Genomic DNA, 26,004 nt, shown 5'->3' on the forward strand with positions numbered 1-26,004 from the left:
GGTCAACAGATCCCGATCGGTCGACCCCCCGCGGAGCCGATCAGTCGACCACCGGCGGAGCCGTGGTGCGGTCGCCCACCCACGTCTCCTCCTCCTCGTGCAGGTAGTCCGCGCGCTGCCGCCGGTTGCGCTGGTCGTGCCCGCCGTCCGTGCCCGTCCCACCGCCGCCGCGCATGCCCGCCGCGCCCCGGCCGGCCAGGCCGCTGCCGCCGGAGGAGAACTGGCCCGCGCCCGCGGCACGCGGAGTCCCGCCGACCACGCCACCGCTCTGCCCGGTGAACCGCCGACCGCCACCGGCCCCACGCGGGCCGGCGCCGCCGCCGGGGTTGTTGTGGCCGGCGCCACCGCCGATCGAACCACGCCCCGTCGGCCGGCCGCCGGTGAGGCCCTCGGCGTTGGAGGTCATGTTCGGACCGCGCCCGTTGGCCGGCGGGTTCGAGGTCAACTGCGCCTTCGAACTCCCGGACTTGCCGGGCGGGAAGCCACCCGTCTTGCCACCGGGCGGGAAGCCGCCGGTCTTGCCGCCGGGGAACATCGGCAGGCCGGGGGGCTGCCCCTGCGGGTTGCCGCCGCCGGGCGGGGTGCCGATCGGACCCGGAGCCGTCGGACCGGGATCGGGCAAGGTCGCGGGGCCGTTCCGGAACGGCTCCTGACCGAGCAGACCGGTGTCCTTGGGCGGCACGTACCCTCCGCCGTCGATGCCGCCGCCGACCGAACCGACGACCCCCGAGCCGTTCGACCCGTCGATCAGGTTGTCGCCACCGTTGCCCGACGGGCCGTGGCCGGGGATCAGTGTCCCGCCGTCCTTGCCCACGGTCGTCTTGACCGTCGAGTGATTCGAGGTCCGGCGAGGGCCGTTGGACGTTCCACCGCCGCCGCCGTGCGACACCGTCGGCAACGCGGGCAGCGGCGGGAAGTCGATCGCCGGCGGCTTGGTCAGCGTCTCGGTGGTCACCGTGTAGGTGCTGCTCAGGCTCTCCATCCGACGGATGGCCTCCTGGCGCGCCTTCTCCAGCTCGGTCTTGGCCGAGGCCACCATGGCCTTCTTGTCCGGGGTGTCCCCCGGTTGGCAGACCAGCCGCTTCTCGCCGTTGCTCTCCACGATCATCTTGGCGTTCGCGGGCACCTCCGGCATGGTCAGCAGCGCGAAGCTCAACTCGCTGCCCGCGTGGTCCATCGCGGTGCCGACCCTGCCCGAGTGCTCGGCGAACTTGCGGGTCGCGACCATGACCTTGCCGGTCCACTCACGAAAGCTCTCCGCGGACTTCCCGGTCCACTCGAGCCGGCTGATCCGCGTCTCCAGTGCCGTCGTCAGCGTCTCCAGCGTTTCCTTGGCATCGAGCAACGCCTTTCCCGACGCCGTCAGTTCGGCAGGCCGCGCGCCGTCGATCATGCCCTTCAGCGCTTCGTGCGAGTACTCCTCGAAGTTGGTGGGTCCACTTCCCCACCCGCCACCGCCACCGCCGGCATCCAGCATGTCGTCACCCCGTCCCCGTAGTTCCCGTCACGTCGAATCTCGAGCCACTCAGGGCTTCTTCGCCGGCGGTGCGGGAGCCGGCGCGTTGTTCGCGTAGTCCTCTTGCAGAGCCTTGTACTTGGCGGTGAACTCCGCCTCGTTGCCCTCGTACGTGCCCCGCACGTACTGGACGGTCATCTGCATCGCCTCGATCTGGCGCTTGAGCTGCGTCGACAGATCGATCAGCTCCTGGCGCACGTCGACGTACGCGGACCACAGCCGGATCGCCTCACCGAAGTTGCCCGAGGCGTCCAGTTCCACGCGGTTGTCGACCAGCTTGTGCGGTGCCGCAGTGGATGCGTCCAGGTCGTCCAGCGCGCGCTGGACGTCCTTTTGGAACTGCACCATCGATTCCAACCCGACGGACAACGCCTGCATGTCCGACGAGGAGACCCCCGTGGGTCCACCGTCCCCGATATCCGCGATGAGCATCGCCACACTCCCCCGTGCGTGGAGCCGATACCTCACCCGTCACCACGCAGCTAGTTACCAACGCGCCGCACGTTGCCCCGTTTTCCGAGGCGCCGCATTGCGGCACACCCGTATCGGTCTCCTCAGACTACATAGCGGATGTGACCCATGGGTACGGGTAACCCTCACGTCGACCGCGCTCCGGATATCGATTCGATGAACCGCCGGAGCACCTTTTGCCGGGAGGATTCGCCCGGGATCGGGCTACTCGGTCTCCTCCGCGAGCTCCAGCCAGCGCATCTCCAACTCGTCGCGTTCGTCCCGGATCGCCCGTAGTTCGGCGTCCAGCGCGGAGACCTTGTCGAAGTCGGTGGCGTGCTCGGCCAGGCCGTCGTGCACCTTCTTCTCCCGATCGGCCAGCTTGGACAACTGCCGCTCCACCCGCTGGAGTTCCTTCTTCGCCGCGCGGGTGTCGCCGCCACCGCGCCGGGTCGGCGCGGCGGTTGCCCCCGCCTCGACCGCATCCCGGCGACGCTTGAGGTATTCCTCGATGCCGCCCGGCAACATCCGCAGCGTGCGGTCGCCCAGCAGTGCGAGCACGGTGTCGGTGGTGCGCTCGATGAAGTACCGGTCGTGGCTGACGATCACCAACGAACCCGGCCAGCCGTCCAGCAGGTCCTCCAGCTGGGTCAGCGTCTCGATGTCCAGGTCGTTGGTCGGTTCGTCCATGAACAGCACGTTCGGCTCGTCCATCAACAACCGCAGGAGTTGCAGCCTGCGCCGCTCGCCGCCGGACAGGTCGGAGACCGGCGTCCACTGCTTCTCGCCGGTGAAACCGAACTGCTCGCACAGCTGACCGGCCGTCATCTCCTTGCCCTTGCCGATCTCGACCCGCTCGCGGATCTGCGACACCGCCTCCAGGACCCGCAGCGTGGGCGGGAGTTCGGCGACCTCCTGGGAGAGGTAGGCGAGCTTGACGGTACGACCGACCACGACCTTGCCGGCGGCCGGCTGCTTCTCCTCGTACGCCGCGTCCTTGAGCGCGCGCAGCAGCGAGGTCTTGCCCGCGCCGTTGACGCCGACCAGGCCGATCCGGTCGCCCGGGCCCAGGTTCCAGGTCAGGTGCTCCAGCAGTGTCTTGGGGCCCGCCTCGATCCGCACGTCGAGCAGCTCGAAGACGGTCTTGCCCAGCCGCGCGTTGGCGAAGCCGCGCAGTGCCAGGGTGTCGCGCGGCGGCGGCTCGTCCGCGATCAGCTCGTTCGCCGCCTCGATCCGGAACTTGGGCTTGGAGGTGCGGGCCGGGGCGCCGCGGCGCAGCCACGCGAGCTCCTTGCGGACCAGGTTCTGCCGCTTGGTCTCCTCGGTGCTCGCGATCCGCGAGCGCTCGGCCCGGGCCAGCACGTACGCCGAGTAGCCGCCCTCGTAGTCGTGCACCTTGCCGCCCTGCACGTCCCACGTGCGGGTGCAGACCTCGTCCAGGAACCAGCGGTCGTGGGTGACCACGACCAGCGCGGAGCGCCGGGTCTTGAGGTGGCCGGCCAGCCACGCGATGCCCTCGACGTCGAGGTGGTTGGTCGGCTCGTCCAGGATGATCAGGTCGTGCTCTTCGATCAGCAGCTTCGCCAGCGCGATCCGGCGCCGCTCGCCGCCGGACAGCGGGCCGATCACCGAGTCGATGCCGCTCTCGAAGCCGGGCATGGCCAGCCCGCCGAACAGCCCGGTCAGCACGTCGCGGATGCGCGCATCGCCCGCCCACTCGTGCTCCGGGCGGTCGCCGACGATCTCCTGGCGCACGGTCGCCGCCGGATCCAGGTCGTCCTGCTGGCTCAGGATGCCCAGGCTGAGCCCGCCCACGTGGGTGACCCGGCCGGAATCGACCGGCTCCCGCTGGGCCATCACCCGGATCAGCGTGGTCTTGCCGTCCCCGTTGCGGCCCACGACGCCGATCCGGTCGCCTTCGGCCACGCCGAGGGACACCTCGTCGAGCAGGGTGCGCATGACATACGCCTTGCCGACTGACTCAAGATTGACCAGGTTCGCCATCAGACCGAACCGCCGTACCGCAACGCTCGCATTCGACCAACTCTAACGGTCCGCGCTACACCGTGTTCTCGCGCTCCACCGGAACGACTCGGCGCGGCAGCACCCGGGCCCCGGGCACCGCGCCGAACGCGACCCGCGCGGCCCGGCAGGTGCCCGATCCGGTCAGCCGCTCGGCCACCACATGCGCGGTCTCCCGGTCCGGCGCCAGGAACGCACAGGTGGGCCCGGACCCGGACACCAGCGAGCCGACCGCCCCCGCGGCCATCCCCGCGGCCAGCGTCGCGCCCAGCGCGGGCCGCAGCGACAGCGCCGCCGGTTGCAGGTCGTTGACCAGGTTGGCGCCCAGCGCGTGCGCGTCGCCCGCGCGCAGCGCGGCGATCAGCTCCTCGCGCGGCGCGGGTCGCCCGACCGCCTCGCCCGCCGCCTCGCGCAGCCGGTCGCACTCGCCGTACACGGCCGGCGTGGAGAGCCCGCCGTCGGCCAGCGCGAACACCCAGTGGAAGCGCGCCGTGGTCGGCACCGAGGCCAGCCGCTCGCCGCGCCCGGTGCCGATCGCGGTACCGCCCAGGTCGGAGAACGGCACGTCGCTGCCCAGCTCCGCGCCGAGTCGGCGCAACATCTCGCGAGGCGTGTCGCCGCGCCACAGCGTGTCGCACGCGAGCAGCGTCGCCGCCGCGTCCGCGCTGCCGCCCGCCATGCCGCCCGCGACCGGGATGCCCTTGCGGATGTGGATGCGCACGTTCGGCTCGCGGCCGAGCCGGTCGGCGAGCAGGATCGCCGCGCGCGCGGCCAGGTTGCTGTGGTCCAGCGGGACCTCGTCGATGCCCTCGCCCTCGCAGGCCAGGCTCAGCCGGTCCGCGGGCGTGACGGTGACCTCGTCGTACAGGGACACGGCGTGGAAGACACTGACCAGCTCGTGGAAGCCGTCCGGCCGCACCCCACCGACCGCGAGCTGCAGATTGACCTTCGCGGGAACACTGACGGTGACGGAAGACACGGCTCGTGGAACTCCTTCGTGGCCCTGCCGGGCCTCTTCGGACGGGGGCCGTGCGAACTCCTCGGCACCGTCGTCGATGGTATCGACGGTGCCGGCGCGCCCTCAGTCGCGGGGCTCGTTCGACCCGGCCGGAGGTACGGCTTCACCCGGCGACGTGCGGTCGACCGGCTCGGGACGCTCACCCGCCGCGGGACGCTCGCCGGCCCCGGGGCGGTGCTCGGCGATCCTGGCGAACGCCTCGACGCCCAGCGCCTCCCCGCGCGTGCGCGGATCGATCCCGGCCGCGCGCAGCGCCTGCTCGGCGCCGGCGGGGGAGCCGGCCCATCCCGCCAGGGCCGCCCGCAGCGTCTTGCGCCGCTGGGCGAACGCCGCGTCCACGACCGCGAACACCTCCTGGCGGGTCGCCGTGGTCTCCGGCGGCTCGCGGCGCACGAACGAGACCAGGCCCGAGTCGACGTTGGGCGCCGGCCAGAACACGTTGCGCCCGATCGCGCCCGCGCGCTTGACGTCGGCGTACCACGCGGCCTTGACCGACGGCACGCCGTACACCTTGCCGCCGGGCGTCGCGGCGAGCCGGTCGGCGACCTCGGACTGCACCATCACCAGGAGCCGCTCCAGCGACGGGAAGGTCTGCAACATGTGCAGCAGCACCGGCACGGACACGTTGTACGGCAGGTTCGCCACCAGCGCGGTGGGCGGCGGGCCGGGCAGCTCGGTCACCGTCATCGCGTCCGCGTGCACGAGCGCGAAGTCGGCCGCCCGCTCGGGCATCCGGGCGGCGATGGTGGTCGGCAGGTGCCGGGCGAGCACCGGGTCGATCTCGACCGCGACCACCCGTGCGGCGCTCTCCAGCAGGGCCAGGGTCAGCGAACCGAGGCCGGGGCCGATCTCGACGACGACATCCTCGGGTCGCACGCCGGCGGTGCGCACGATGCGCCGCACCGTGTTGGCGTCGATCACGAAGTTCTGGCCGAGCTGCTTGGTCGGGCGCACACCCAGGGCCTCGGCGAGCGCACGGATGTCCGCGGCACCGAGCAGTCCCGGTCCCGCGGGAAGATCACTCACGAGTAGAGCCTACTGCCGCACAGCGGCCACGGACTGGCCCCCCGCTGGACGAACATGAGCTTTGCCCGATATGTCTGTTCCGATGCCGGTGCCTGACTTGCCACCCCGGTGCCGCCCATCGACTGCCAGGTCTGCGCGTCGAACTGGTAGAGCCCGTGATAGGTCCCCGACGCGTCCACCACGTTCGCCCGGCCGCCCGACTCGCACTGCGCGAGCGCGCCCCAGTTGAGCTGATCGGCCCCGGCCACCGAGTCCGGCTTCTCCTTGGTGCCGACCTTGACGATTTGGGTGACCGGCTCCTTGACCACCTTCTCGGATACCTTGCGCGGCTCCTGCTTGACGCCGTTGATCGTCTCGTACGAGTAGGTGATCTGGCGCAGTCCGGTCTCGCCCTTGGTGACGACCGTGTCGGTGCCCTTGTACTGGGTCGGGTCGTCCTGCTTGGTGGTCTTGAACGGGATCTTCTCGTCCTTGGTCACCGTGGTGCCGGTGACCCGCAGGATCGAGACGGTCTGGCCCTGCTGCGGATACGAGTCGGTCGGCGTGTCGATCCGGTCCTGCGGCCCTATCGAGATCCCGGCCTGCTCCAGCGCGGCCTGCACGGTCGCCGCGTTGGTCCGCAGCGGCACCGTCCTGCCGTCGACGAGGAAGGTGATCGCCCGCTCGGTGCGCACGTCCAGGTTGAGCCCCTGCCGGCCGATCGGCAGGTCGCGGGAGACCGACAGGTAGGCGCCGTCCGCCCGCACGCCGACCTGTTCGAGCGCCTCGGCCACCGACTTCGCGGTCACCCAGACCTGCTGCGGCCGGCCGTCGACGGTCAGCGTCAACAGTCGGCCGTAGCGCACCGCGACGCGGTCGCCGTCCTCCAGGCTCGCCTTGCGTCCGGGCGCCACGATGTCGTGCTCGCCGACCTTGACCTCCTGGCGGTCGAGCAGCCCGGAGACGTTGGAGGCGAACGTGTGCACGGTGCGCTCCTCGCCGTCCACGACGAGCTTCACCGTCTTGTCGTAGGCGACGAAGGCCGTGGTGCCGCCGACCAGGACGGCGACCACGAGGGCCTGCGGAACGAGAGTGCGCAGAGAGGGTCCGGGGCGACTGCCGCCCCTGCCCGCCCGGGCGGTGTTGCGCCTGCGGGCGGAGCCGGCGGAACGACTCAACGGTGCTCCTGGGGGATTCCGAGGGGACTGGTTCCGGGGGTGATCCGGGCGCCGGGGCGCTGTTCCGCCCGACGAGCATCGGACTGTACACCGGCGCGGAGCGTGCGCCGCCCGTCCCCCGGTCGTCCGGGGGACGGGCGGCAAACAGAGGTAACTAGGCCGGAGCGAAGGTACGTTCGGCGTTGGCCGCGAGCGCGCCGGCCAACTCGTCCTCGGCCAGGCCCTTGACCGCGGCCATCGCCCGCACGGTGACCGGCACCAGGTAGGGCGCGTTCGGTCGGCCGCGGAACGGCACCGGGGTCAGGAACGGCGCGTCGGTCTCGACCAGGATCAGGTCGATCGGCGCGACGGCGAGCGCGTCCCGCAGCGGCTGTGCGCTCGGGTAGGTCACGTTGCCCGCGAAGGACATCACGTAGCCGAGTTCGGCGCACGTCTTCGCCAGTTCGGCGTCACCCGAGAAGCAGTGGAAGACCACCCGTTCCGGTGCGCCCTCCTCGGCCAGGATCCGCAACACGTCCGCGTGCGCCTCGCGGTCGTGGATCACCAGCGGCTTGCGGTGCCGCTTGGCGATCTCGATGTGCCGGCGGAAGGACTCCTGCTGCGTGGCCACACCCTCGTCGCCGGTCCGGAAGTAGTCCAGGCCGGTCTCGCCGACCCCGCGCACGTGCGGCAGTGCGGCCAGCCGGTCGATCTCGGCGAGCGCCGCCTCCAGCGCGGCCGCGCCGCCCGGTGCACGGCGCTGCCCGGACCAGCCGTCCGGGTCGCCGAGCACGATCCGCGGCGCCTCGTTCGGATGCAGCGCCACCGTCGCGTGCACCCGCTCGTGTGCGGCGGCCGTCTGGGCCGCCCATACCGAGGACGGCACGTCGATGCCGACCTGGACCAGCGTGTCCACGCCGACCGCGGCGGCGGTCGCCAACGCGTCGGCCACGCTCGCCTCCTGGAGGTCCAGGTGGGTATGGGCGTCCCAGACGGGCACCCGCAGCGGCTCGGGCGCGGGCGGCGGGGTGGTGTCCCGGGCCCCGCCGTCCCGACGCTTGCGCTTGCTCAACGGATCACGCGTCCTTCTTCTCTTCGAGGCGCGGGAACAGGACCGCGCCCTTGGTGACCGTCGCCCCCGCCGGCAACTGCCCCCAGCGGCCCGCGTCCTGCACGTGCTGCGCGGCCAGCGGGCCCAGGTGCGGCTCGGCGCCGAGCGAGTCCCACAACTTCTGTGCGGTCGCCGGCATCACCGGGTTCAGCAGCACGGCGAGCGCACGCAGCGACTCGGCCGAGGTGTACAGGATCGTGGCCAGCCGGGCCCGGCCCTCGGGGCTGTCGTCCTTGGCCACCTTCCACGGCTCCTGCTCCGTGATGTAGCCGTTGACCAGCTTCACGTAGCCGAACACCGCGTCCAGACCGGCCTGGAAGTCCAGCGCCCGGACCCGGTCGTCGGCGACCGACACGGTCTCGATCAGCGCGCTGTGCAGCGCGCCCTCGGCGTCCCCGTCGGCGGTGGAGGCGGGCAGCGCGCCGTCGAAGTACTTGCCGACCATGGCCGCCACGCGCGAGGCGAGGTTGCCGAAGTCGTTGGCCAGCTCCGAGGTGTACCGCGCGGAGAAGTCCTCCCACGAGAAGGACCCGTCCTGGCCGAACTGGATCGCGCGCAGGAAGTAGTAGCGGTAGGCGTCCACGCCGAAGTGGTCGGTGAGTTGCTGCGGCGAGATGCCGGTCAGGTTCGACTTGCTCATCTTCTCGCCGCCGACCATCAGCCAGCCGTTCGCGAACACCCGGCCGGGCACCGGCAGGCTGTTGGCCATCAGCATCGCGGGCCAGATCACCGCGTGGAAGCGCAGGATGTCCTTGCCGACCAGGTGCACGTCCGCCGGGAAGGTGCCCTCGAACTTCGCCTCGTCCGCGCCGTAGCCGACCGCGGTGGCGTAGTTGAGCAGCGCGTCGATCCACACGTAGATGACGTGCTTGGGGTCCCACGGAACCGGGATGCCCCAGTCGAACGTGGACCGCGAGATGGACAGGTCCTGCAGGCCCTGGCGGACGAACTGGAGGACCTCGTTGCGGGCCGAGGCCGGCTGGATGAAGTCCGGGTTGGCCTCGTAGAACTCGATCAGCCGGGGACCGTACTCGGAGAGCTTGAAGAAGTAGTTCTCCTCCTTGAGCATCTCCACCGGGCGCTTGTGGATCGGGCACAACTTCTGCCCGTCCTCGCCGTCGAGCAGGTCGCCCGGCGCCTTGTACTCCTCGCACGCCACGCAGTACGGGCCCTCGTAGCCGCCCTTGTAGATCTCACCCTTGTCGTACAGGTCCTGGACGAACTCCTGGACCCGGTCGGTGTGTCGCTTCTCGGTGGTGCGGATGAAGTCGTCGTTGGCGATCTCGAGGTGCTCCCAGAGGGGCTTCCACGCCTCCGTGACCAGCTTGTCGCACCACTCCTGCGGAGTGACGCCGTTCGCCTCGGCCGTGCGCATGATCTTCTGACCGTGCTCGTCCGTGCCGGTGAGGAACCACACCTTCTCGCCGCGCTGGCGGTGCCAACGGGTGAGCACGTCGCCTGCGACGGTCGTATAGGCGTGGCCCAGGTGCGGGGCGTCATTTACGTAGTAAATGGGCGTTGTGACATAGAACGCCTTCGCGCGCTCGCCCGCAGTGATGTCAGTGGTTCCAGTGGCCGCCATACCCGGAATCCTACGGCCGGCGCGACGGCGCCCGCCCCCGAGTATCGGCGGGGGCGGGCGACGGCGTGCGGGCGACCCGGAGCGGGATCAGGCGGAGCGGTGCAACGACGGCAGGTGCCACCGCGAGGCCCCGCGCGGAGCGGGCACCGCAGCCGGCTTGTCGGCCTTCGCGGCCTTGACCGGCTTCACCGCCTTGATCGACTTGCCGGCCTTGACCGCCCCGACCGCCCCGGCACCCGAGGTGCCGGTCGCCGAGGCGACCCGGCCGGCCGGGAGTATGCGCAGGCGGGTGCCGTCGCAGTGCTCGCATGCCGGCTTGGTGAACGGGGACGGGACCAGCGCCCCCTCGGAGTAGTAACGGCAGAGTCGCAATCCGTGCAGATCGGTCGCGTGGTGGATCTCGTAGTCGCGCTCCCAGCCTCGACCACACGACATACAAACGAAGGCGTAGGACTCGTGCACCACCGTCGGGTTCTCCATGACGACCTCCTCACACGGGTGCGCCCACCGACTCGTTCAGGGGGCTTCCCGTGACCGGTATCCATGGAATGCCCGAAGGCGGCCCTCCGTATCGACCCATACGGTTCCTTGACGGGCGCCAACACGGAATATGGAGAACCGGAAAGACTCATCACCCAATCGAGTGCTGTGCCGTACCTGCCCGTTGCGAGCGCTTGACCGTCGGTCCCGTGTACCGCCGGACCGACCTCGAGCCGGACGGACACACTGCGTCGTGGATCCCGCACGCAGCGTCCCGGACACCCGGGGTCGGTCGCCGCGGGTCAGCTCTTCTCGGCCTTCTTGGCCGCCACCACCGCGTCGAAGACCACCCGCTTGGGCACGCCGACCTCGGCGGCCACCGCTGCGATCGCCTCCTTGCGGGGTTGCCCGGCGGCCTCGCGCCCGGCCACCCGCTCGACCAGCTCGGCGGGGCCGATCTTCGAGGGGTCGGCGGGCGGCGCGCCGGCGACCACGACCGTGATCTCGCCGCGCACTCCCGGCTTCGCCCACTCGGCGAGGGCGGCCAGGGTGTCCCGGCGGACCTCCTCGTACGTCTTGGTGAGTTCGCGACACACCGCGCCGCGCCGGTCGGCGCCCAGCGCCTCGGCCATCGCGGCCAGCGATTCGGCGAGCCGGTGCGGCGCCTCGAAGAAGACCATCGTGCGCGGCTCGGCGGCCAACTCGGCCAGTCGCCGACCCCGCTCGCCCGCCTTGCGCGGCAGGAACCCCTCGAAGCAGAACCGGTCCACCGGCAGGCCGGACAGCGCGAGCGCGGTCAGCACCGCGGAGGGCCCGGGTACGGCGGTCACCCGGATGTCCTCGGCCACCGCCGCCTCGACCAGCCGGTAGCCCGGGTCCGACACCGACGGCATGCCGGCGTCGGTGACCAGCAGCACCCGCTTGCCCTCGCGCAGCGCCTGGACCAGCTCCGGCGTGCGCGCCGCCTCGTTGCCCTCGAAGTACGACACGACGCGCCCGGGCACCTCCACGCCGAGCGCGCCGGCCAGTCTGCGCAGCCGGCGGGTGTCCTCGGCGGCCACCACCTGGGCCGCCCCGAGTTCGACGGCGAGCCGCGCGGGCGCGTCGCCCACGTCACCGATGGGGGTGCCGGCCAGTACGAGTACGCCGCTCTGAGTGCTCTGCTGTTCGTGTTCCACTGCGCCATCCTCCCCTTTGACGCGCCCCGATCGGCCCGCGCGTCAATACGATGCTCGGGTGACGAGTGACGTGGCGACCGATCAGCCGACCCGAAAGCACCCTCCGGAGGGGGATGTGGCCTCCCCCGGCGGCACCGGGACCGCGCGTCCGGAGCCGCGCGGGTGGGCCTGGTCGCTGGCCCGATTCGGATACCGGGACCGACCGCAGACCTCGCTGCGCGAGCGGTTGGTGCCCTCGTACACCGACAACAGCCCGTACACCGGCGGCGGCTGGCTGCCCTGCATCCTGGTGACGCTGCTGGCCGGCTTCATCCGGTTCTGGAACCTGGGCAAGCCGCGGGCGGTGATATTCGACGAGACGTACTACGCCAAGGACGGCTGGTCGCTGCTCAAGCTCGGCTACGAGGGCACCTGGCCCAAGGAGGCCAACGACCAGATCCTGGCCGGCCAGACGGACACCCTGCAGACCCAGGGCTCGTACATCGTGCACCCGCCGATCGGGAAGTGGACGATCGCGCTGGGCGAGCAACTCTTCGGGCTGACGCCGTTCGGGTGGCGTTTCGCGCTCGCGGTGCTCGGCACGCTGTCCGTGCTGATGTTGTGCCGGATCGGCCGCCGCCTGTTCCGCTCGACACTGCTGGGCTGCGTCGCCGGCCTGCTGATGGCACTCGACGGACTGCACTTCGTGATGAGCCGCACGTCGCTGCTCGACCTGGTGCTGATGTTCTGGATCCTGGCCGCGTTCGGCTGTCTGCTGATCGACCGCGACGACAGCAGAGGGATCGCGGCCCAGTTGTTCAAGTCCGGCCCGGACGCGGCGCGGGCGGCCTCGATGAAGTTCGGCTTGCGGCCGTGGCGGATCATGGCCGGCATCTGTCTGGGCCTGGCCTGCGGCACCAAGTGGAGTGGCATCTACGTACTGGCCGCGTTCGGCATCATGACCGTGCTGTGGGACGCCGGCACCCGGCGCGCGTGCGGGGCGCGCCGACCGTACCGCGCGGCGCTGCGCCACGACGTGCTGTTCGCGTTCCTGTCCACGGTGGTCATCGCGGTGATGATCTACATCTGGTCCTGGACCGGCTGGTTCATGACCGACGACGGCTACTTCCGGCACTGGGCCGACGACCGGGCCGGGTTGTCCCCGGACGAGATCTTCGGCATCCCACTGCCCCAATTCGGCATGTCGTGGGTGCCCGCGCCGCTGCGCAGCCTGTGGCACTACCACGCCGAAATGTGGTCGTTCCATACCGGCCTGGAGAGCCCGCACCCGTACCAGTCCAATCCGTGGAGCTGGCTGGTCCTGGGTCGCCCGGTGGCCTACTACTTCGAGACCGTGCACCGGGGCACGGCGGGCTGCGACGAGCAGGATTGCTACCAGACCGTGTTGGGCATCGGGACGCCGCTGCTGTGGTGGACCGGTGTGATCGCGGTCGGCTACCTGCTGTTCCGCTGGGCGGGCCGACGCGACTGGCGCGCGGGGGCGATCCTGTGCGGCCTGGCCGCCGCCTATCTGCCGTGGATGATCTACCAGCAGCGGACCATCTTCCTGTTCTACGCGGTCGCCTTCGTACCGTTCCTGTGCCTGGCGGTGACCATGATGCTCGGCGCACTGCTGGGCCCGCCGGGGGCGTCCGAGCGGCGGCGCGCGTGGGGCACGGCCGGGGTGGTCGCGATCATCGCGCTGATCGCCTGGAACTTCCTGTACTTCTATCCGATCTTCACCGGTGAGACGATCTCCCGCAGCGGGTGGTTGGATCGCATGTGGTTCAGCACCTGGATCTAGCGTGTCGACCCCGAGAGAGGCTGCGCCGGTGTCCGTCGCGCGGGAGCAGGACATACGCAGGCGGGCCATCGACGCGACCCGCGACCTGGCCGCGGCGGGCGGCTACGACAGCGTGCAGATGCGCGACGTCGTCCGCCTGTCCCGGCTCTCCTCGGCGACCATCTACCGGCACTTCTCCTCGAAGGACCACCTGCTCGCGGCCACCCACCTGGAATGGATCGCCGCGCTCGAACGCAGCGGCGCGGCCCGGCCGGACGGCTCCGACGCCGCCGAGCGGGTCTGCGCGATCCTGCACAACACGTGCCGAACGATGGCCCGCCACCCACGACTGACCGCCGCGCTGATCCACGCCCTCGGCTCGTCCGACCCCGGCGTGGGCGACTGCCACCGCGAAATCAACCGGATCATGAACGACATGTTCCGCACCGCCATCGCCGACGAGATCGCAAGCGCCGACGAGTTCGTCCACCTGCTCGGAATAGCCTGGGAAGGCGCCCTGTTCAGCTGGGCCTTCGGCCGCATGACCATGGACGACGTGGAACACACGGTAACCCGCTCGGCCCGCCTCCTCATCCTGGGCGCCGCCGCGGAACCCGGCTCCCCCTAACCGGTCACGCAACTCACCCAGCCCGTCCGGCGTTTGAGGACACCCCAAGCCTCCACGAGACCAACGCACACACGGGTACGCGACCCTCTTCAGCCCGTCCGGCGCTTGAGGACAACCCAAGCCCGCACAAGACCAACGCACACACGAGTACGCGACCCTCTTCAGCCCGTCCGGCGCTTGAGGACGCCCAAGCCCGCACAAGACCAACGCACACACGGGTACGCAACCCACCCAGCCCGTCCGGCGCTTGAGGACAACCCGGACGGGCCCAACCCGCCTACGAGGCTTGACGACTCACGGGCCCGCCAACGGGCGTTTGCGCGGCGCCAATCTCCAGCGGCGCCAACTCCGGCCGCTTCGCGGTCACGTGGTCCCCCGACGACTGCCCCCGAAGCCGCCGTCCGATCCAGGGCACCAGGTGCTCCCGCGCCCAATGCACGTTCTCCAACCGCGCCGCACCCGCGGTGACCTCGACCTCCTCGGCCGGCCACGGCGCGTCCGGATCGCCCTCGGCGGACAGCCCGAGCGCCCGCCCGACCTTGAGCGCCACCCGGTCGTGACCCTCCGGCGACAGGTGCAGCCGGTCCTCGCTCCAGGCCCGCCGATCGTGCAACGAGGTGAGCCCCCACATGTCCGCGACGACGCAGTCGTAGCGATCCGCGACCGCCCGCAGCAGCTCGTTGTACGTGGCGACCTTGCCCCGGATCAGCTTGAGCACCGGCACCCAGCGCGTGTCGAACCCGGTGAACACCACGACCCGCGCGCCCGCCGCCGTCAACGCGGCGACCGCCTCCTCGTACTCGGCGGCCAGCCGGTCCGGATCGCTCCCGGGCCGCAGCACATCGTTGCCACCCGCACACAACGTCACCAGATCGGGCTGGGCCGCGATGGCCAGCGGCACCTGCTCCTCGACGATCTGATGCAACAACTTCCCGCGCACCGCGAGATTCGCGTACCGCAACCCCGGCCGCTCCACCGCCAGCCGAGCCGCGAACCGGTCCGCCCATCCAAGGAAATGCCCGTCGGGCCCGGGATCGCCGACCCCTTCGGTGAAGCTGTCGCCGATAGCCACAAAAGAGTTGATTTCGGACAGGTTCCCGTGTGGATTCACTAGCTCGGCCATGTCACCCGATGTTGGCATCGCTCACCTCGCCTACGCGACCGTAATAACCACCCGAACACACTCCGCTACACGCGGCAGCGCAGCCCGCCGCACCCGTCATGCCACCGGGTGAACGCACTCTTTCGAGCAAGGCATGGGAACCACATCGCATTCCCCCTCGCCCCGAATAGGTCATCGATCACACGCCACCCACCGGTTTGTTACTCAAGGCTTCCCGGTCGGGCCCAGCCGTTACGATTCCCCCCTGGGGTTTGAGGATCACAGCGCCCCTTTTGACCGAGGTTGCCAAGAATCGGGGCAGGCGTATGCGGGACGGCCGGTGGGAGACGGTCACCGACTCCGAGTTCCAGCACGAACGGCGCGGCTTGGAGGCGATCCGCGAAAAGCTGCCCGACAGTGAGCCCTGGCGAGCCTGGTCCAACTTCACCTTCACCGCCGGCACCGGCCACGTGCGCGAGGTGGACCTCTTGGTGGTCGCCCCCGGCGGCGTACACCTGATCGAGCTGAAGGACTGGCACGGCTCGGTCGAGTCCCGCAACGGAAGCTGGCTGCAGACCCAGCCGGGCGGCCGACAGATCTCGCACGGCAACCCGCTGCACCTGGCGAACAAGAAGGCGAAGGAACTCGGCGACCTGCTCAGGCGCGCCACACCGACCGGCACATCCGCGCCGTGGGTGTCCGAGGCCGTCTGCTTCACCGACTCCGGTCTGCGGGTACGCCTGTCCCCGCACGACCAGAACGGCGTCTACACGGTCGACGAACTCGTCGTCATGCTCAAGCAGCCGCCACGCGAGGAACGCCGCCGCTTCGACGCACCTCGCTCCCGCGCACTCAAGGCATCGCTCAAGCAGATCGGCATCGCCCGCAGTGACGCCGAGTACAAGGTCGGCCCCTATGTACTGCGCCGCGAAGCGTTCGACTCCGGCCCCACCTGGGCCGACTACCTGGGCCGACACAGCGAGCTGCCCGAGACCGCCCGTATTCGTATCTACCTGCGTGAGCGCGGTTCGGATGCGAGTCTGCGCGCCTCGGTGGAGCGGGCGGCCCGGCGCGAGGCAGCCGTACTGCGGCGTTTCCGGCATCCGGGGGTCGTGCATCTCAAGCAGTACGACCCGTCCGGGCACACCGCCGGCCCGGCGTTGATCTTCGACTACAACCCGGAGACTTTGCGGCTCGACGCGTACCTGGCGCAGTACGGCAACAAGCTGGACATCCTCAGCCGCATGGCGCTGGTCCGCCAGATCGCCGAGACCGTACGCAGCGCGCACGGCGCCCGCCTCTACCACCGCACCCTGTCGGCCCACGCCATCCACGTGCTGCCCCGAGCGCGCGAGCGCGTGGACGACGCGAGCAGCGAAGAGGCCCGCTGGCTGTCCCCGCACCTGCAGATCTCCGACTGGCAGGTGGCGGTCCAACGGCTGGGCGACACCGGACAACCGGGCTCGGACCGGTTCGCCCCGACCGCTCTGTCGAACGCCGGCGCCCACCTCGCCGACGAGGCCGACCCGTACCTCGCCCCCGACCTGACCGCGCTGCACGCCGACCCGGTGGCGCTCGACGTATACGGGCTGGGCATGCTCACCTACTTGCTCGCCACCGGCCGGGCGCCCGGTGCGAGCCAGGCCGAGTTGTCCGCCCGGCTGGAGGCCGGTGAAGGGCTGCGGCCCAGTTCCGTGGTGGACGGGCTGTCCGAGGACATCGACGAGCTGGTGCAGGCGGCGACCGCCTACCGCCCGCAACAGCGGCTGTCCTCGGCCGACGAGTTCCTGGAGATGCTGGAGATCGTCGAGGAGGGTCTGACCAGCCCGGCGGTCGAGGAAGCTCCCGCTCCCGACCCCGCCGAGCCGGACAAGGACCCGCTCGAGGCCGTTCCCGGTGATGTGCTGGCGGGCCGCTGGGAGGTACGGCGCCGACTCGGCACCGGCTCCACCAGCCGCGCGTTTCTGGTCCGGGACCTGACCGCCGATCCGACGGCACGCCGGGCGAAGGCATTCGCCGTGCTGAAGGTGGCGATGTCCGACCAGCGCGGCGAGGTACTGGTCCGTGAGGCGGAGGTGATGGGTCGGCTGCGGCCGGACTCGCGGATCATCCGGCTGGTCGAGCCCGAGCCGCTGCAGATCGGCGGCCGTACGGTCCTGGTCATCGAATACGTCGGCGACGAACGCGATGACGACTCGACCGCCGAAAGCACCGGCCACGGCGGACGACGCCCGCGTCGCCGTCAGGAGACGGTGGCCCGCCAATTGCGCGACTCGGGCCGACTCACGTTGGACCAGTTGGAGGCTTACGGCGACTACCTGTTCGGCGCGGTGGACTTCCTGGAGGGCGAGGGCGTCTGGCACCGCGACATCAAGCCCGACAACATCGCGATCCGCGTACGCCCCAACCGCAGCCGCGAGTTGGTGCTGATCGACTTCTCGCTGGCCGGCTATCCCGTGCAGCAGGTGCACGCCGGCACCGAGGGCTACCTCGACCCGTTCATAGGGACACTCACCCGGTCGGTATACGACGCGCATGCCGAGCGATACGCCATCGCCGTCACCCTGCACGAGATGGCGTCGAGCGAACTCCCGGTCTGGGGCGGCGGGCGGGTGTCGGCCCGGCAGACCGACGCGGCAGAGCAGCCGTACCCGACGATCGCCGCCGAGGCGTTCGACGCCTCCGCGCGGGACGGGCTGGTCGCGTTCTTCCGCAAGGCGCTGCACCGGGACGCGAGTAAGCGGTTCCCGGAGCTCAAGCCGATGCGGGACGCCTGGAAAAAGATCTTCCTGGATCTGGCCGAGGCTCCGCCCTCGTCCCACCGTCCAAGCCGATCCCGGCACGAGGCGGCACCGGCGGTGGAGCCCGCCGAGGCGGGCGCCGAACGGCCGGGCATCGAGGACGCCGAGCCGGAGACCGCCGGTCGAGCGCGGGATCGCCTGGCCGAGGCAGCGGTACGCGAGACCCCGATCGAGACGTCCGGACTGGGTCCGGCGGCGATCTCGTTCGTGTACGGACTCGGCGTACACACGGTCGGACAGTTGCTCGATCTGAGTGAGCGTCGCCTCGTCAACGCTCCCGGCCTGGGACCCAAGACCCGCCTTGAGGTGCAGCGGCGAATTCGGCAGTGGCGGGAGAAGTTCGCCGAGCAGCCCGCAGCGGCCTTGCTCACCGCGGAGAGTCGCAAGGAAGCCAAAGCGGAGTTGTCCGCCGCCGAGGCCGTGCTTGCGGACGCTGTCGCCGTGGCCGACGGGCCCGCCGCCGCCGCGATCGGCGAACGCGCACTGCGGACGGTCAGCCTGGACGCCCTGGCCACGATCTTCGTCCCGGAGCTGCGCAGGAAGGGCGGCAAGGAGAGCAACACCAACGAGGTCGAAATGGTGCGGCTGCTCCTGCGCCTGCCCGACGAGCAGGGCAGACTGCCCCAGATCGGCGTCTGGCCCAAGCAGAAGGACGTCGCCGAGGCGTTGGGCTTGAGCACCGGTCGGATCCCGCAGATGCTCAAGACCCAGCGCACCCGCTGGAAGCGGCACCCGGCGGTGCAGGCGCTGCGTCGGGAGATCCTGGAACTGCTCGGCGACAGCGGGCGGATCGCGGCGGCGGCGGAGATCGCCGATGCCCTCACGATTCGGCGCGGCACCCGACTCCAGAGCCGCGAACAGCGCCGTGCGCTCGCCCTGGCGGCGGTGCGGGTGGTGGTCGAGGTGGAGCAACTCGATCCGGAGAACGAGGTCTTCCAGCACGCGGCCAACCGGGAGGCCGTCGACGAGGGCATGGGTGCCGGGCTGCTGGCGCTGGAAGTGGACGAGAACGACGCGCCGAACACGCCTTCGGGCCCGGGGCTGCTCGACTACGCCCAGCGGCTGGGCCGGGTCGCCGACCGGCTGGCCAAGGCCGAGACGCTGCCTACGTCGGCGACGGTGTTGGCGGAGTTGGGCGCGGTCACGCCGCCGAGCGACGGGGTGACGTGGGACGAGCGGCGCATCGTGGAACTGGCGGCCGCGGCATCGCGCAATGCGGCGGCGACACCTCGCCTGGAGATCTATCCGCGCAACCTGCCGCTGGTGCGGGCGCTGCGGCTGACCCAGGCCGGACTCGTGCGTCTGGTGCCGGGGTTGGCCGAGGCTCAACAGCCCGGGCTGCGGGTCGAGGAGATCCACGAGCGGGTCACCACGCGCTTCCCGGAGATCCTGGACGCCAAGGGCAGCCATCGCCTGCCGGAGGGCGGGCGGCTGACCCGGGCCTTGCAGGACGCCGGGTTCGACCTGGTGCTGAGCACCCGCGCCGACACCGGGACGCAGCGTTATCTGCCTCGGCACGCGGACAACATGTCCAGCTACCTGACGTCGGAGCCCCGAGGCAAGACGTTCAACGCGCATGCCGCCACGCGCTACGACGACGATCCCGATCTGGCCGCGATGGTCCGCACCGGCGAGCGCTTGTCGGCCTCCGCGCGACGGGACGGCTTCCGGGCGCTGACGGTACGGACGGCGCTGATGCGTGACGCCATCCGGCGACTGGGCGCGGCCGAGGTCGAGCGGCCGGCTGCCGAGGTGGTGTCGGTCGCGGAATGCCTGTTGGCCGCGCTGCACGAGCAGGTGGACGCGCGCCCGAAGCCGACGTGGGAGACCATCCTCAAGGCCGATATAGCGGAGCCCGGCTCGCGGGCCGCGATGAAGTTCGCCGAGTACGCCCGGACCGCCTGGGGCTTGATCGAGCCGCAGATCGGTGCACGGCTCGACGCGGCGGCGGGGGTGGGCCCGGTGTTGTTGGTGGACGCCGGCGTGCTGGCCCGGTATGACGCAATGGGTGTGCTGGACCGACTGGCGACGCGGTCCCGGCAGGGCGGGCGCGCGCTGTGGCTGCTCTGCCCGCAGCCGGACTCGGCGCGGGCGCCGCGGCTGGGCACGACGGCTGTGCCGTATCAGTCGGGGTTGGGCGAATGGATCGAACTCCCGGATGCCTGGGTCGCGAACGCCGGGCGCGGGACCACTACTGCACGGACCGATGTCACCGCTACGAACGGGAGCACGACGTGATCGACCGCAAAGCACTGCTGGATGACCTGAAGCAGCAGGTGAAGGCGGTCGAGACCGACCTCGGCAAGCAGGTCAAGGCACTCCCGGAGGTGAAGGAGCGCCTGGACAAGGAGTACCGGCGCGCCCGGGAGGTCGGCCGCACCGGTGCCACGTGGAACTCGTGGCTGGACGAGCGCATCACCCAGGTCGCGGCGGCGTGGGTGCTGGGCACGGTCTTCGTGCGCTTCTGCGAGGACAACCTGCTGATCCCGGAGCCGTATCTGACAGGGCCGAGCGACGAGCGTCGGGACCTGGCTGTGGAGCGGTACTTGGCGTATTCCAGCAGCGACCCGGACCCGACGTATCGCGGGTGGATGGAGCGGGCATTCGCGGAGATCGGGGAGGGACAGGCGGGACGGCTGCTGTTCAACCCGGAGCGCAATCCGCTGTACCAGGTGCCGTTGTCGCATGAGGGTGCGCGGGACTTGATCGACTTCTGGCAGAAGCGCGATGCGGAAGGCGTCTTGGTCCACGACTTCACGGACCCACTGAATGAGGACGGGACGGACGGGTGGGACACCCGCTTCCTGGGCGACCTCTACCAAGACCTATCGGAAGCGGCGCGGAAAACGTACGCGCTGCTCCAGACACCCGAGTTCGTTGAAGAATTCATCCTCGACCGAACGATGAGCCCGGTCGTGCGGGAGCTGGCTAGCGCCTTTGGCGAACTGAAAATGATCGACCCGACGTGCGGATCAGGCCACTTTGTACTGGGCGCGTTTCGGCGAATGACGCAACTGTGGGCGGAGAGGCAGCCACATGTAGATCGTCATGAGCGCGTACGAGCGGCACTAAATGCGGTACATGGGGTCGATATCAACCCATTTGCAGTGGCGATTGCGCGCTTCCGATTGCTGGTCGCTGCCCTGGCAACGGCAGGCATGCGGACGCTGGAGGACGCAAAACGGTACGAGTGGCCGATCCACTTGGCAGTGGGTGACTCATTGATCGGGCCCAGGCAGCTTGAACTCGCTTTGGTGGGCGAAGATTCTGGCGATTCGCTGGCGGATTTTGCGTATGCAACGGAGGACATCCACGAACCGGAGCACAAAGGGATTCTGGAACAAGGACGCTACCATGTCGTAGTTGGAAATCCGCCGTATATCACGGTCAAGGACAGCAAACTAAAGAAACTCTATCGTGATCTATATCCATCTTGCGCCGGATCGTACGCACTTTCAGTGCCATTTGCCGAGCGATTCTTCCAACTAGCCAAGATCGGCGAAATGGACGGTCGGAACTTTGGCCTGGTCGGTCAAATCACTTCAAATTCCTTCATGAAGCGCGAGTTCGGCGCGAAATTGATCGAAGAGTACTTCGCTCACAAAGTTGAGCTAACAGAAGTGATCGATACGTCCGGAGCATATATCCCAGGGCACGGCACCCCGACAGTAATCCTGATCGGTCGGCGCCGAGGCGGAAAAGGACGGGCGCTGACGGTACGCACAGTACGAAGTGTGCAAAGTGAGCCCTCTATGCCGGAAACTGGTGCGAATGGTCTGGTCTGGAAGGCCATTATCGACCAGATCGACGAACCCGGAGCAATGAACCAGTGGGTATCAGTCGACGACCTGGAACGAACAAGATACTTCGAGAAACAGCCGTGGATTCTGTCCGCCGGCGGCTTGGAAATGGTCGAGCAAATCGAGAAAGGCAGTACAAGTAAGCTGGCTAGTCTCACGGAAAGAGTAGGTTTCTGCGCGGTTACACGCGAGGATGACGCCTATATGATCGGGGCACGCGCCGCGCTCCGTCTAGGAATTCCCGAGACGCACGTCAAGACATTTTTCAACGGATCTTCTATTCGCAACTGGAGCATGAGCAATGGCACCGGAACAATTTTTCCATATTCCGACGAGTCTAGGTCCGTCTCCGATTCGCCAGAAGTCACAAAGATCCTTTGGCCCAACCGCACTCTCTTGCGTCTCCGCAAAGCCCTGTCGGGAACCCAGGAAGAGCAAGGGCTTACTTGGTTCGAGTTTTCAAGCTTTTCCCCCAAACTATACTGGTCGGATCATCTCATTAGTTTCGCTTTTGTTTCCACCCATAACGAATTTGCTTTGCGAGGCGATTCCGGTGGATTCATTCGCACCGCACCAGTAATCAAAATGTCTGGCAAGGCGAACAAGGGAGACTACCTTCGACTACTCGGGCTACTCAACAGTTCCACTGCCTGCTTTTGGCTAAAAATGAATTCTCACGACAAGGGCGGCAGCGGCCTTGGCAGAGGGTTTCAAGATGAAGCGTGGGAAAATCGCTTCGAGTTCTCCGGTACCACCGTTCAAGATTTTCCTCTTCCCGGCATCTTTTCAGCAAGACATGCATCTTCCCTCAATCACCTCGCGCAAGAACTGGCCGCTACCAGCCCCGCAGCTATAACTACTCCTGAAACGCCAACTCCCACCGCTGACATCCTTCGCAGAGCACGCGTCAGGTGGGAGTCCACGCGGGCGCGGATGATCGCGCAGCAGGAAGAACTAGACTGGCAGGTTTATGCCTTCTATGGTCTGCACGTCGAAGACCTGACCGCTCCTGAGGAGGACGTACCCGAACTAGCACTGGCAGAGCGGGCCTTCGAGATCGCATTGGCCCGGCGGGTCGAAGCCAACGAGGCGTCGGACGAGTGGTTCGAGAGGCATAGTTCAAATCCGATCACTAGTTTCCCCGGCCATTGGTCGAATACCTATAAGACCGTGGTCCAGAAACGTATCGAAGCGATGGAGACTTCACGAGCAATCGGGATGGTGGAGAGGCCAGCCTACAAGCGCCGATGGGTAACTGACGGATGGGACATCCTCCAGGAACGAGCACTCCGCGGGTGGCTGTTGGACCGGATGGAGAACCACGACCTTTGGTATGAAGAGGGTAACGTTCCGACCCTGGTCACCCTTTCCCGGCTCATCGATTCATTGTCTCATGACGATGACTTCGTCTCTGTCGCCGGTCTCTACACGGTGCACCGAGACTTGCCAGGCATCGTCGCAAATCTCTTGACCGACGAGCATGTACCATTCCTAGCCGCTCTACGCTATAAAGCGCCGTCTGGTCTGAAGAAGCGGTCGGACTGGGAGCGTGTGTGGGATCTTCAGCGGCAGGAGGATGCTGCTTCCGACGAGGTAGCAAAGCGCAAGATTCGAGACGCGATTCCCGTGCCTCCGAAGTACGTCTCGGCTGACTTTCTCAAGCCGTCTTATTGGCGAGCGCGAGGCAAGCTCGACGTGCCGAGGGAGCGGTTTATTTCCTATCCCTTGACCATCACCGGCACGCCTGAGGTCTACGGTTGGGCTGGGTGGGATCACAAGGAGCAAGCGCAAGCACTGACCACATACTTCACCAACCACGTCACGACCACTGAAGAAATGACCCCATTACTGGCCGGGTTGCTGGAACTCCAGCCATGGCTGAACCAGTGGCATGACGGGTTCGACCCTGCATACGGCATGTCGCCCGCAGCCTTCTTCGCCGCATATCGCTCGCAGATCCAGGGTGAGAACGGATTGACTGACGACGACCTGAGAGCCTGGCGCCCACCCGCCGGCCGCAAACCGCGTGCCGCAAAGACCAAGCGGTAGACCTAGCGTCGCGGTGACCAAGGCGGCAACAATCGCCGCTCCGGTCACCGCGAGAAGAGTCAGGGGCTAAAGCAGGTGGTCGGCTTTGCCCGCCTTGACGTCCCGGATCAGCGTGCGAAGAGCCTCTATGGAATCGGTGACGTAGTGCTCCTCCTTACCGCTCACAGCGATGTAGGCGTTGCCATCATCATCGGTCCCGAGGCGGAAGCAGTTGTTGCCTTCGCCGCAAAACGGGGCTTCCCAAGAAACTTCTGGCATCTGGTCTCCTTCAGAGCTGGCGCGCGATGGCATGGATGAACTCCCGTGATTGCCCGCACGTCAAGGCAACCTGTCCCATCCATTCAAGATGGGCCCGGTACTTCGCGAGTTGAGCCTCGGCATGAGTGAACTCCGGTCCGTGTGCGGAGTCCAGCTGCACGGTGTCGAGTTGAGGAACGACCCCGTCCGCGTACAGAAGGGCGTGTCCTGCCCCGGGGAAGGCGCCACACGTGACAGGGAGGACACGCAGCGAGATGTTCTCGTGTTCCGACATCGCGCAAAGGTGCTCAAGTTGATCGCGAGTGACCTTTGCTCCGCCGAACTGCATACGCAAGGCGGCTTCATGGATGTACCCAACGTAGGGGCGAGAGTGACCCGTCTCCAGAATCTGCTGCCGCTCCAGGCGATGACTCACACGGAGTTCGATCTCCAACCGCGACAGCGGCGGGAGTACGGCACCGAACACGGCCCGAGCGTAGTCGTCAGTGTGCAGAAGTCCCGGCACGTGCACGGTTTGTGCCGTCTGTAGACGCGCCGCGTACCACTCAAGTTCGGCGATGTTCAGCAGTCCCGGAGGGAGGGTGCCCCGGTACTCCTCCCACCAGCCGCGATCCTGCTTCTCGGCCATCACCACGAGGGCATCGACGTAAGTAGCGTCTGCGCATGAGTAGTTGCTCGCGAGCGTTCGCACTCGCTCGGGGCTGATCGGACGGACACCCGACTCCATGTTGGCGATCTTCGAACGATCCAGTCCCAGCAGCGAAGCCGCGTAGTCGGTGGTTGCTCCTGCCGCAACGCGGAGCTTGCGCAGTTCAGCGCCCAAGCGCTTCTGGCGTTCTGTGGGCGGGCGTTGTGATGGCATGCCGTCCTCTCCAGCTCGGCTGACGCTCAGTCTGTGTGGTGCACCGGGCCCAGGACAACTCGAAAGAGGCAATTGCCTCCCAATGGGTGGCAGCATGCCTGCCAAGACGCTAGCTTCAAGTGACGCACAAGCTACGCACGGCCACGCCGGAAGTGCACCGCGCGAGCATGCCCGCCTCTCCCAGAGCGGGTGTGCACGTGCCTGGGAGGTAAGCCACCGGCGCTGCCATCGGACGCGCGCAGCCACAGACGCGCCCCCAACTCAGCGCCGCAGCAAGGAGTAGGTCCATGCCCGGATGCCCCTTCCCGAACAGTCGCCGGCCGACATCCAGCATCCCCGCTGTCCCGGCCCACTGGACGTTCCCGTCCCACCCCGCCTCGGTCCGCAAGGCACGGCACGCCGTCGCTGAAGCCCTTCCGTCGACCTGCCTTCCCGAACTCGCGCTCGATCTCGGGCTTTTGGTCTCGGAACTCGTCACCAACGCCATCCGCTACGGGACACGGCCCACCGACGACGACCCGATCGAACTCGTCCTCTGGGTCGCCGACAGCCACTATTGGCTCGCCGTCTCCGACTCCGGCCTCACCCTCCCTGCCCTCGCCACCCCCGGCCCCGACGCATGCGGCGGGCGCGGCCTCCTCCTCGTGGATGCCGTCTCGACCACCTGGGCCGTGGTCCCCCGTCGCACCTGCGGAAAGTCCGTCGTCGCGGGCATCCGCGTCCCGGGCGCCTAAAGACACGACCTCCAACGCGCCGACAATCACCGCTGGTGGAGCGCATCCAGCGATGTGCTCCACCCGCCGGGCCGGACCGCTAATCACCTCACCGCGCCCACGCTGGCCACTCGACCCGCAGACGCATCAACGCAGAGCCACCCGCGGCGCGCTCCGATGCCTATCCGGCCCGCTTGTTCCCCGGAGGCGCAACCCGACCTCCCACCAGGCTCGCGCACCCGTCAAACCGCCAACTCCGCGCCCCGTCAACCCACATGCCACACACCGCACCACCCACAAGCGCGGCGCCCTCACCACCAACCACCGACCCACCAAATACCCACCAACCACGAGGAGGCCACCCCATGGGCACCCACAAGAGCCCCATCCCCCACGACGGCCACCAGCCCGGTCGGCCCATCCCCCCGCCGATCCTGCCCGACAAGCCCCCGAACCCGGGCACCCCGAAGAAGTACAAGTGAGCCCGTATCGACCAACACCATCGACCAC

Annotated in this window: 18 protein-coding genes; 5 read left to right on the plus strand and 13 right to left on the minus strand. The window is 68.6% G+C overall.

The window, feature by feature from the left end:
- Positions 1-40: 40 nt before the first annotated feature.
- From ACIBM5_RS20625 to rsmI, 10 genes are all read right to left on the minus strand, one after another.
- Positions 41-1,477, minus strand: coding sequence for a WXG100 family type VII secretion target (locus ACIBM5_RS20625; RefSeq protein ID WP_396008184.1), 1,437 nt, complete (start codon positions 1,475-1,477; stop codon positions 41-43).
- Positions 1,478-1,525: 48 nt separating this feature from the next.
- Positions 1,526-1,948: a hypothetical protein gene (locus ACIBM5_RS20630; protein WP_391585514.1), complete on the minus strand. Its 423-nt coding sequence runs from the start codon at positions 1,946-1,948 to the stop codon at positions 1,526-1,528.
- A gap of 243 nt (positions 1,949-2,191) precedes the next feature.
- Entirely contained in the window at positions 2,192-3,973 is a 1,782-nt protein-coding gene (locus ACIBM5_RS20635) for an ABC-F family ATP-binding cassette domain-containing protein (protein ID WP_396008355.1), read from the minus strand.
- A gap of 52 nt (positions 3,974-4,025) precedes the next feature.
- The gene (locus ACIBM5_RS20640) at positions 4,026-4,967 is read right to left on the minus strand and encodes a 4-(cytidine 5'-diphospho)-2-C-methyl-D-erythritol kinase (RefSeq protein WP_396008185.1); all 942 of its coding nucleotides are present in this window, start codon (positions 4,965-4,967) and stop codon (positions 4,026-4,028) included.
- A gap of 102 nt (positions 4,968-5,069) precedes the next feature.
- Positions 5,070-6,032 (minus strand): 16S rRNA (adenine(1518)-N(6)/adenine(1519)-N(6))-dimethyltransferase RsmA, encoded by a 963-nt coding sequence (gene rsmA, locus ACIBM5_RS20645; protein ID WP_396008186.1) that lies wholly within the window; start codon positions 6,030-6,032, stop codon positions 5,070-5,072.
- A complete protein-coding gene (locus ACIBM5_RS20650) occupies positions 6,029-7,189 on the minus strand; it encodes a ubiquitin-like domain-containing protein (protein WP_396008187.1) in 1,161 nt (386 codons plus the stop codon). Before ACIBM5_RS20650 ends, rsmA begins: the two co-directional genes overlap by 4 nt.
- A 154-nt stretch (positions 7,190-7,343) precedes the next feature.
- Positions 7,344-8,240, minus strand: coding sequence for a TatD family hydrolase (locus ACIBM5_RS20655; RefSeq protein ID WP_396008188.1), 897 nt, complete (start codon positions 8,238-8,240; stop codon positions 7,344-7,346).
- A 4-nt stretch (positions 8,241-8,244) separates the two neighbouring features.
- Positions 8,245-9,861 carry a methionine--tRNA ligase gene (metG, locus tag ACIBM5_RS20660; RefSeq protein WP_396008189.1) on the minus strand — a complete coding sequence of 539 codons (1,617 nt, stop codon included), beginning with the start codon at positions 9,859-9,861 and terminating at the stop codon, positions 8,245-8,247.
- 87 nt (positions 9,862-9,948) lie between these two features.
- The gene (locus tag ACIBM5_RS20665) at positions 9,949-10,341 is read right to left on the minus strand and encodes a hypothetical protein (RefSeq protein ID WP_396008190.1); all 393 of its coding nucleotides are present in this window, start codon (positions 10,339-10,341) and stop codon (positions 9,949-9,951) included.
- A gap of 302 nt (positions 10,342-10,643) precedes the next feature.
- Positions 10,644-11,519 carry a 16S rRNA (cytidine(1402)-2'-O)-methyltransferase gene (rsmI, locus tag ACIBM5_RS20670; RefSeq protein ID WP_396008191.1) on the minus strand — a complete coding sequence of 292 codons (876 nt, stop codon included), beginning with the start codon at positions 11,517-11,519 and terminating at the stop codon, positions 10,644-10,646.
- A 58-nt stretch (positions 11,520-11,577) separates the two neighbouring features.
- Here rsmI and ACIBM5_RS20675 point away from each other — a divergent pair, with 58 nt between their 5' ends.
- Both ACIBM5_RS20675 and ACIBM5_RS20680 read left to right on the plus strand, forming a co-directional pair.
- The gene (locus ACIBM5_RS20675; protein WP_396008192.1) at positions 11,578-13,302 is read left to right on the plus strand and encodes a dolichyl-phosphate-mannose--protein mannosyltransferase; all 1,725 of its coding nucleotides are present in this window, start codon (positions 11,578-11,580) and stop codon (positions 13,300-13,302) included.
- Between the two features lie 28 nt (positions 13,303-13,330).
- Complete coding sequence (locus ACIBM5_RS20680) at positions 13,331-13,909, plus strand: TetR/AcrR family transcriptional regulator (RefSeq protein WP_396008193.1); 579 nt, start codon at positions 13,331-13,333, stop codon at positions 13,907-13,909.
- Between the two features lie 277 nt (positions 13,910-14,186).
- On the opposite strand, the gene ACIBM5_RS20685 is transcribed toward ACIBM5_RS20680, so the two are convergent.
- Positions 14,187-15,032: an SGNH/GDSL hydrolase family protein gene (locus tag ACIBM5_RS20685; RefSeq protein ID WP_396008194.1), complete on the minus strand. Its 846-nt coding sequence runs from the start codon at positions 15,030-15,032 to the stop codon at positions 14,187-14,189.
- A gap of 305 nt (positions 15,033-15,337) precedes the next feature.
- Between ACIBM5_RS20685 and pglW the strand changes: the two genes are divergently transcribed.
- Together pglW and pglX are read left to right on the plus strand one after the other, a co-directional pair.
- The gene (gene pglW, locus ACIBM5_RS20690; RefSeq protein ID WP_396008195.1) at positions 15,338-20,050 is read left to right on the plus strand and encodes a BREX system serine/threonine kinase PglW; all 4,713 of its coding nucleotides are present in this window, start codon (positions 15,338-15,340) and stop codon (positions 20,048-20,050) included.
- Positions 20,047-23,661, plus strand: a complete 3,615-nt coding sequence (gene pglX, locus ACIBM5_RS20695) for a BREX-2 system adenine-specific DNA-methyltransferase PglX (protein ID WP_396008196.1) — start codon at positions 20,047-20,049, stop codon at positions 23,659-23,661. The genes pglW and pglX overlap by 4 nt, the downstream gene beginning before the upstream one ends.
- A 66-nt stretch (positions 23,662-23,727) precedes the next feature.
- On the opposite strand, the gene ACIBM5_RS20700 is transcribed toward pglX, so the two are convergent.
- Positions 23,728-23,919, minus strand: a complete 192-nt coding sequence (locus ACIBM5_RS20700; RefSeq protein ID WP_396008197.1) for a hypothetical protein — start codon at positions 23,917-23,919, stop codon at positions 23,728-23,730.
- A 10-nt stretch (positions 23,920-23,929) separates the two neighbouring features.
- Positions 23,930-24,781, minus strand: a complete 852-nt coding sequence (locus ACIBM5_RS20705) for a helix-turn-helix domain-containing protein (protein ID WP_396008198.1) — start codon at positions 24,779-24,781, stop codon at positions 23,930-23,932.
- Between the two features lie 287 nt (positions 24,782-25,068).
- Between ACIBM5_RS20705 and ACIBM5_RS20710 the strand changes: the two genes are divergently transcribed.
- Entirely contained in the window at positions 25,069-25,515 is a 447-nt protein-coding gene (locus ACIBM5_RS20710) for an ATP-binding protein (RefSeq protein ID WP_396008199.1), read from the plus strand.
- The last annotated feature ends 489 nt before the right edge of the window (positions 25,516-26,004 follow it).

It is taken from the genome of Embleya sp. NPDC050493, from assembly GCF_044458105.1.
In the GTDB taxonomy this organism is placed as follows: Bacteria; Actinomycetota; Actinomycetes; order Streptomycetales; family Streptomycetaceae; genus Embleya.

Coding starts and splice junctions, on each gene's coding strand:
- ACIBM5_RS20625 (WP_396008184.1), bottom strand. CDS start 1,477: ATGCTGGATGCCGGCGGTGGCGGTGGCGGGTGGGGAAGTGGACCCACC.
- ACIBM5_RS20630 (WP_391585514.1), bottom strand. CDS start 1,948: ATGCTCATCGCGGATATCGGGGACGGTGGACCCACGGGGGTCTCCTCG.
- metG (WP_396008189.1), bottom strand. CDS start 9,861: ATGGCGGCCACTGGAACCACTGACATCACTGCGGGCGAGCGCGCGAAG.
- ACIBM5_RS20665 (WP_396008190.1), bottom strand. CDS start 10,341: ATGGAGAACCCGACGGTGGTGCACGAGTCCTACGCCTTCGTTTGTATG.
- ACIBM5_RS20685 (WP_396008194.1), bottom strand. CDS start 15,032: ATGGCCGAGCTAGTGAATCCACACGGGAACCTGTCCGAAATCAACTCT.
- pglW (WP_396008195.1), top strand. CDS start 15,338: ATGCGGGACGGCCGGTGGGAGACGGTCACCGACTCCGAGTTCCAGCAC.
- ACIBM5_RS20700 (WP_396008197.1), bottom strand. CDS start 23,919: ATGCCAGAAGTTTCTTGGGAAGCCCCGTTTTGCGGCGAAGGCAACAAC.
- ACIBM5_RS20705 (WP_396008198.1), bottom strand. CDS start 24,781: ATGCCATCACAACGCCCGCCCACAGAACGCCAGAAGCGCTTGGGCGCT.
- ACIBM5_RS20710 (WP_396008199.1), top strand. CDS start 25,069: ATGCCCGGATGCCCCTTCCCGAACAGTCGCCGGCCGACATCCAGCATC.